At 71.3% G+C, this 6,483-nt stretch carries 1 protein-coding gene and 1 pseudogene; both read left to right on the top strand.

Annotated elements, in window-relative coordinates; all coding sequences use genetic code 11:
* Positions 1-501: pseudogene (locus H7I87_RS29240) on the top strand (condensation domain-containing protein); the annotation flags it as partial.
* 20 nt (positions 502-521) lie between these two features.
* Positions 522-6,483: non-ribosomal peptide synthetase (locus H7I87_RS20065; RefSeq protein WP_264002847.1), on the top strand; the 5,962-nt coding region annotated here is incomplete at its 3' end.

Here is a 6,483-nt window from a genome sequence, read left to right as displayed (position 1 = left end):
TTGCCGGTGCAGTACATCGATTACGCGCTGTGGCAGCGGGCGCAGTTCGGTGATCTCGAGGACCCGGACAGTCCGATCGCGGGGCAGTTGCGTTATTGGCAGGAGGCGTTGGCCGGGTTGCCCGAGCGGTTGGCGTTGCCGACGGATCGGCCGTATCCGGCGGTGGCTGATCATCGTGGGGCTCGGGTGGACATCGACTGGCCGGCGTCGCTGCAGCAGCAGGTATCGGCCCTGGCCCGGGTGCATAACGCGACCAGTTTCATGGTGGTGCAGGCCGGCTTGGCGGTGCTGCTGGCCAAGCTCGGTGCGAGTTGTGATGTGGCGGTGGGTTTTCCGATTGCCGGGCGTGGTGACCCGGCTCTTGATGACCTGGTCGGGTTCTTCGTCAACACCCTGGTGCTGCGCGTCGATTTGTCCGGTGATCCCACCGTCGGCGAAATCCTGGCCCGGGTGCGCCAACGCAGCCTGGCCGCCTACGAACACCAGGACGTGCCCTTCGAAATCCTGGTCGAGCGNCCCTGGTGCTGCGCGTCGATTTGTCCGGTGATCCCACCGTCGGCGAAATCCTGGCCCGGGTGCGCCAACGCAGCCTGGCCGCCTACGAACACCAGGACGTGCCCTTCGAAATCCTGGTCGAGCGGCTCAACCCCACCCGATCGCTGGCCCACCACCCACTGATTCAGGTGATGTTGACCTGGCGCGGCGACGATCCGACGCGGCTGCGCCTGGGCGAGCTGGAGGTCGCGGCGCTGCCGATCGACATCGGCACCGCTCGAATGGATCTGACCTTCTCCCTGTGCGAACGCTGGACCGAGGAGGGCCGGCCCGCCGGCATCGCCGGAACGGTGGAATTCCGCACCGACGTCTTCGACGCGGACACCATCCGCACCCTCACCGAGCGGCTGCGCCGGGTGCTCGACGTCCTGACCGCCGACCCGGGCCGGCACCTCTCGTCGATCGAGGTGCTCGAGGACACCGAGTTTGCCCGGCTCGACATATTCGGCAACCGCGCGGCGCTGGGCCGGTCAACGACGGGCGCCTCGGTGCCCGCGCTGTTCGGCGCCTGGGCGCAGCGGGTGCCGGGGGCGGTGGCGATCAGCAGCGCGGACCGCTGCTGGACCTATCGGGAGGTCGACGAGACAGCGAATCGGCTGGCGCACTTGCTGATTCAGCACGGCGTGGACCGGGGGCAGTACGTGGGGTTGCTGCTGGACCGTTCCGCCGAGGCGGTCGTCGCGATCCTGGGGGTACTGAAGGCGGGCGCGGCGTACGTGCCGATGGATCCGGCGGTGCCGGCGGCGCGGATAGCCTTCATCGTCGCCGACGCCGATCTGCGGGTGGTGGTGACCGATGCGGGATCGCGCTCCCGGCTGACCGGGCTCGGCGCGGCGATCGTCGACCTCGACGATCCGGCGTTGGCGGACTACCCGGCCACCGAACCGGCCGGCCCGGGCCCGGCCGCCGGCGACATCGCCCACGTGATCTACACCTCGGGCACCACCGGCGAACCCAAGGGAGTGGCCGTCAGCCACCGCAACATCACCCAACTGTTCGCGTCGCTGGACACCGGCATCACCCTGGGACCGGATCAGGTGTGGAGCCAGTGCCATTCGCTGGCATTCGACTTCTCGGTGTGGGAGATCTGGGCCGCGCTGCTGCACGGCGGGCGGCTCGTGGTGGTGTCCGACGCGGTGGCCCGCTCACCGGATGACCTGCGGCGCTTGCTGATTCGCGAGCGCGTCACGGTGTTGACGCAGACGCCGTCGGCGGCCGGGGCACTGTCGCCGCAGGGGCTGGACTCGGTCGCCCTGGTGATCGGGGCGGAGCCGTGCCCGCCCGAGTTGGTGGACCGCTGGGCGCCGGACCGGGTGATGATCAACGTCTACGGGCCGACCGAGACCACCATGTGGGTGTCGCACAGTAGGCCGTTGGCGGCGGGCTCGGGCGCACCGCCGATCGGGTCGCCGGTGGCCGGGGCATCGTTTTTCGTGTTGGACCCCTGGTTATGCCCGGCCCCGGTGGGGGTCACGGGGGAGCTGTATGTGGCGGGCGCCGGGGTGGGCGCCGGCTATGTGGGCCGCGCGGCCTTGACGGCGTCGCGGTTTGTCGCCTGCCCGTTCGGTGGTACCGGCACCCGCATGTACCGCACCGGCGACCTGGTCCGCTGGGGTGCCGACGGGCAGCTGCACTACGTGGGCCGGGCCGACGAGCAGGTCAAGATTCGCGGGTATCGCATCGAGCTCGGCGAAATCCGTTCCGCGCTCACCGATCTCGACGGCGTCGAGCAGGCTGCGGTGATCGCCCGAGAGGACAGCCCCGGTCACAAACGCCTGGTCGCCTACCTCACCGGGACCGCCGACCCCGCGCAGGTCCGCACCCAGCTGGCCGACCGGCTGCCCGGCTACATGCTGCCGTCGGCGGTGCTGGCGCTCGACGCGCTGCCGCTGACGGTCAACGGCAAGCTGGACACCCGCGCCCTGCCCGCCCCCGAGCTCCGCGCCGAAAACCGTTACCGCGCACCGCAAAACCCCACCGAGGAAAGCCTGGCCGACGTCTACGCCCGCCTCCTCGGACTGGAACGGGTAGGGGTCGACGATTCCTTCTTCGAACTCGGCGGCGACTCGCTGTCGGCCATGCGGCTGATCACCGCGGTCAACGCCGAGTTGGACGCCGACCTGACCGTCCGCGCCCTGTTCGAGGCACCCACCGTCGCCCAACTGGCGCCCCGCGTCGCGGCCGGCACCGGCAGGGCCGGGCGATTGGTGGCCGCGGAACGCCCGGCGGTGCTGCCGCTGTCGTTCGCCCAATCCCGGCTGTGGTTCATCGACCAGTTGCACGGCCCGTCGCCCGTGTACAACATGGCGGTCGCATTGAACCTGCGCGGGCCGCTGGACACGGACGCGCTGGGCGCCGCCCTGGGCGACGTGGTGGCCCGCCACGAGAGCCTGCGTACCCTGTTCCCGGCGCCCGACGGGGCACCCCGACAAGTGGTGCTCGAGGCCGAACGCGCCGAGGTCGATTGGCAGGTCGTCGACGCGGCGCGGTGGCCGGCGTCCTGGCTGGCGGAGGCCACCCACGAGGCAGCGCGCTACACCTTCGACCTGGCCACCGAGATCCCCTTGCGCGCATGGCTTTTCCGGCGCAACCACGACGAGCACGTGCTGGTGGCGGTGGTCCACCACATCGCCGCGGACGGATGGTCGCTGACCCCGCTGGTGCGCGACCTGGGCGCCGCGTATGCCAGCCGGTGCCGCGGGCGGCCCCCGGACTGGGCGCCGCTGCCGGTGCAGTACGCCGACTACACGCTGTGGCAGCGAGCGCAATTCGGTGACCTCGACGACCCCGACAGCCCGATCGCCACCCAACTGCAGTACTGGCAGCGAGCCCTGGCCGGGATGCCGGAACGCGTCGCGCTGCCCACCGATCGGCCCTACCCGCTGGTCGCCGACCATCTCGGCGCGAGCGTGCAGGTACACTGGCCGGCCGAACTGCAGCAGCACATCGCCCAGCTGGCCCGGACGCACAACGCCACCAGCTTCATGGTGGTGCAGGCCGCCCTGGCGGTGCTGCTGTCCACCCTGAGTGCGAATCCCGATGTGGCCGTTGGTTTCCCGATCGCCGGCCGGCGCGACCCCGCGCTGGACGACGTGGTCGGGTTTTTCGTCAACACCCTGGTGCTGCGCGTCGACCTGGCCGACGACCCCAGTATCGCCGAGCTGCTGGGCCAGGTGCGCCACCGCAGCCTGCAGGCCTACGAAAACCAGGACGTGCCCTTCGAGCTACTGGTGGAACGGCTGAACCCCACCCGCAGCCTCGCCCACCATCCGCTGGTCCAGGTGATGCTGGCCTGGCAGAACAACGACCCGGTCGATGTGAGCCTGGGCGACGTGCACGTCACGCCGATGCCGCTGGAAAACCAGGTCGCCCGAATGGATCTGGTGTGGTCGCTGGCCGAACGCTGGACAGCGGACGGCCGGCCCGACGGCATCGACGGCACGGTGGAGTTCCGCACCGACGTCTTCGACGCGGCCAGCATCGAAACACTCGTGCGCCGCTTGCAGCGGGTGTTGCTCGCCATGACCGCCGATCCCGCCCGGCCGGTGTCGTCGATCGACATCCTCGACGAACCGGAGTACGCCCACCTCGACGCGCTCGGCAACCGTGCCGCGCTGACCCGACCGGCGACCGGGTGGGTGTCGATTTCGCAGCTGTTCGCCGCCCAGGTGGCGCGCACCCCCGAGGCGGTGGCGATCAGCTGCGGCGAGCGGTCCTGGACCTACCGCGAACTCGACTCGTCGGCAAACCGGCTGGCGCGCGTGCTGGCCGGCCGGGGCGCCCGCCCGGGCGAGCGGGTCGCCGTGCTGGTCCCGCGGTCCGCCGGCGCGGTGGTGTCCATCCTGGCGGTGCTCAAGACCGGCGCCGCGTACGTCCCGATCGACCCCGGATTGCCCTCGGCGCGAATCGATTTCATGCTCGCCGACGCCGTGCCCGTCGTCACGGTCACCACCGCCGAACTGCGCGCTTCGGCCGGCGACCCAGATCGGGTCGTCGCCATCGACGACCCTGCCCCGCACGTCCCGCGCATCGGCGGGCGGGCGGCCCCGGCGCCGGATGACATCGCCTACGTCATCTACACCTCCGGCACCACCGGCGTTCCCAAGGGGGTCGCGGTCACTCACCACAACGTCACCCAGCTGCTTGGCTCGCTGGACGACCGATTGGGCCTCGGCCGGGTATGGAGCCAGTGCCATTCGCTGGCGTTCGACTTCTCGGTGTGGGAGATCTTCGGCGCGCTGCTGCGCGGCGGGCGGCTGGTCATCGTGCCCGACGACGTCGTCCGGTCGCCGGAAGACCTGCACGCCTTGCTGATCGGCGAGGGCGTCACCGTGCTGAGCCAGACCCCGTCGGCGGCGGCGGCGTTGTCGCCGGAACGGCTGGAATCGGTGGCGCTGGTGCTCGGCGGTGAGGCCTGCCCGGTCGAGCTGATGGACCGCTGGGCGCCCGGCCGGCTGATGGTCAACCAGTACGGGCCCACCGAGACCACGCTGTACGCGACGATGACCACGCCGCTGCGTGCGGGCGGCGCCGCGGTGCCGATCGGCTCGCCGGTGCCCGGGGCGGCGCTGTTCGTGCTGGACGGCCGGCTGCGCCGGGTGCCGCCCGGCGTGGTGGGCGAGCTGTACGTGGCCGGCCGCGGTGTGGCCGCCGGCTATCTCGGCCGCGCGGCCTTGACGGCGTCGCGGTTTGTCGCCTGCCCGTTCGGTGGTACCGGCACCCGCATGTACCGCACCGGCGACCTGGCGCGCTGGGGTGCCGACGGGCAGCTGCACTACGTGGGCCGGGCCGACGAGCAGGTCAAGATTCGCGGGTTCCGCATCGAGCTCGGCGAAATCCGTTCCGTGCTGGCCGGTTTGGACGGGGTGGAGCAGGCCGCGGTGATCGCCCGCGACGACGGCGCCGGGCACCCGCGACTGGTGGCCTACATCACCGGCACCGCGGACCCGGCCGAGCTGCGCGCGCAGCTGGCCGACCGACTGCCCGGCTACATGGTGCCCTCGGCGGTGGTGGTGCTGGACGCGCTGCCGCTGACCGGCAACGGCAAGCTGGACACCCGCGCCCTGCCCGCACCCGACTACGCCGGCGGCCGTTACCGGGCCCCGGGCGACGCGATCGAGGAGATCCTGGCCGGCATCTACGCCCAGGTGCTGGGCGTGGAGCGGGTCGGGGTGGACGACTCGTTCTTCGACCTGGGCGGCGACAGCATCCTGTCCATGCAGGTGGTGGCACGGGCCCGGGCCGCCGGCGTGATGTGCACGGCCCGAGACGTTTTCGTCGAACAGACGGTGGCCCGGCTGGCCCGGGTCGTCACCGTGGCCGCCGCCGACGGCGAGTTGGGCGCGGCCGACGAGGGGATCGGGCCGGTGCAGCCCACCCCGATCATGCGCTGGCTGCAGGACATCGACGGCCCGATCGACGAGTTCAACCAGACCATGGTGCTGGCCGCCCCGGCGGGGGTGAGCCAATCCGACGTGGCGGTGGTGCTGCAGGCGCTGCTGGATCGGCATCCGATGCTGCGGCTGTGCCTCGACGACGACGGCGCCGGCGGCTGGGACCTGCACGTGCCGCCCCCCGGTTCGGTTGACGCCCGCCCCATCCTGCGCACCGTCGATGTGCTCTCCGAGGCCGCGCTGGCCCGGGCCCGGGCCCGGCTGAACCCCGGCGCCGGCCTGATGCTGTCCGCGGTATGGGCAAGCGAGACAAGCCAATTGGCGTTGGTTGTTCATCACCTGGCGGTTGATGGGGTGTCGTGGCGGACGTTGATCGAGGACATCAACATCGCCTGGGCGCAGCATCACAGCGGTCAGGAGATCGCGTTGCCGGTGCCGGGCACGTCGTTTGCGCGGTGGTCGTCGATTCTGGCCGAGTACGCCAAGAGTCCGGCGGTGGTGGCTGCGGCGGCGGCGTGGCAGCAGGTGGTGGCCA

Source organism: Mycobacterium timonense (assembly GCF_025821985.1).
GTDB classification, from domain to species: Bacteria; Actinomycetota; Actinomycetes; order Mycobacteriales; family Mycobacteriaceae; genus Mycobacterium; species Mycobacterium avium.
The sequence above is the reverse complement of the archived record's forward strand: the minus strand, read 5'-3'. Positions and strand labels throughout refer to the sequence as shown.